Annotated in this window: 1 pseudogene; it reads left to right on the top strand. The window is 80.4% G+C overall.

The window, feature by feature from the left end:
- Positions 1 to 1,166, top strand: a pseudogene (locus tag AR3_RS31425) (AAA family ATPase); the annotation flags it as partial.

The raw sequence follows: 1,166 nt of genomic DNA, 5'->3' as shown, positions 1-1,166 counted from the left end.
CCTGGCGCGCCGCGCTCGCCGACCGGCTCGACGCCGCCGCCCGCGCCGACCGGGTGGTGCCGCTCATCCGCGAGGCCGCGTCCCGGCGGCGGGAGGCCGACCGGGCGCGCGCCCTCGCCGCCGACGCCCGCGCCCGGGTGGGGGAGCTGGTGCCGCCAGGCGCCGCGGAGGACGTGCTGGTGAAGGCCGAAGGCGCCCGCCGCGAGGAGATCGCCGTCCTGGACGGCAGGCGCGCCGACGCCGAGCGGCTGCGCCGGATCGGCGAGGAGCGGACCGCGCTGGCGGAAGAGCTGGCCCGGCTGGAGGGGGAGGAGGCGCGGCTCGCCGACGCCTTGGAGGCGCTGCCCGGCGTCGTCGAGGAGCTGCGGGCGCGCCTGGACGACGCCCGCATCGCCGCCGCCGCACGGCCCGGGGCCGAGGCCAGGGTGAAGCGCGCCAGGGACGTTCTCGCGGCCGCCGAATGGCGCGACCGGGTGGCCGGGCAGCTCGCCGAGGCGGAGCAGGAGCACCGCGCCGCCGTCGACGCCGCGCAGGAGGCGCGCGACCGGCTCCAGGAGCTGCGGCAGGCCCGGCTGGACGGCATGGCCGCCGCGCTCGCCCGCGACCTGGTCCCCGGCGAACCGTGCCGGGTGTGCGGGGCGCGCGAGCATCCTGAGCCCGCCGTCTCCCGCGGCCACGTTCCGGGGGAGGAGGACGAGGAACGCGCCCAGGCGGCCTACGAGCGCGCCCGGGACCGGCGTGAGAAGGCCGCCGCGAAGATCGAGTCTCTGCGCGCCGATCTGGACGCCAGACTGGAGATCGCCGGTGAGGCGCCCGTCGAGGCCCTTGCCGCCGAGCTCGACGCCGCCGAGCGCGCCCTGGCCGAGCTGACCGGCCGCGCCGCCGACGCCGAACGCCTCGACGCCGAGCTGCGCCGCCGCGAACAGGAGCTCGACCAGGCCCGGACCCGACTCGAGGGCGTCCGCGGCGCCCTGGCCGACCACCGCGCACGCGACCGGGAACGGGCGGACGAGCAGTCCCGGCTGCGCGAGGACCTCGACGCCGCGCGCGGCGACGACCCCACGCTCGAGGCCCGCATCGACCGGCTGCGCGGCGAGGCCGACGCGCTCGCCGCCGCCGTGCGGGCGGCGCAGGACGCCGACCGCGCCGCCGCCGAGCTGGCGTCC

It is taken from the genome of Actinomadura rubrobrunea NBRC 15275 (assembly GCF_001552235.1).
In the GTDB taxonomy this organism is placed as follows: Bacteria; Actinomycetota; Actinomycetes; order Streptosporangiales; family Streptosporangiaceae; genus Spirillospora; species Spirillospora viridilutea.
The sequence above is the reverse complement of the archived record's forward strand: the minus strand, read 5'-3'. Positions and strand labels throughout refer to the sequence as shown.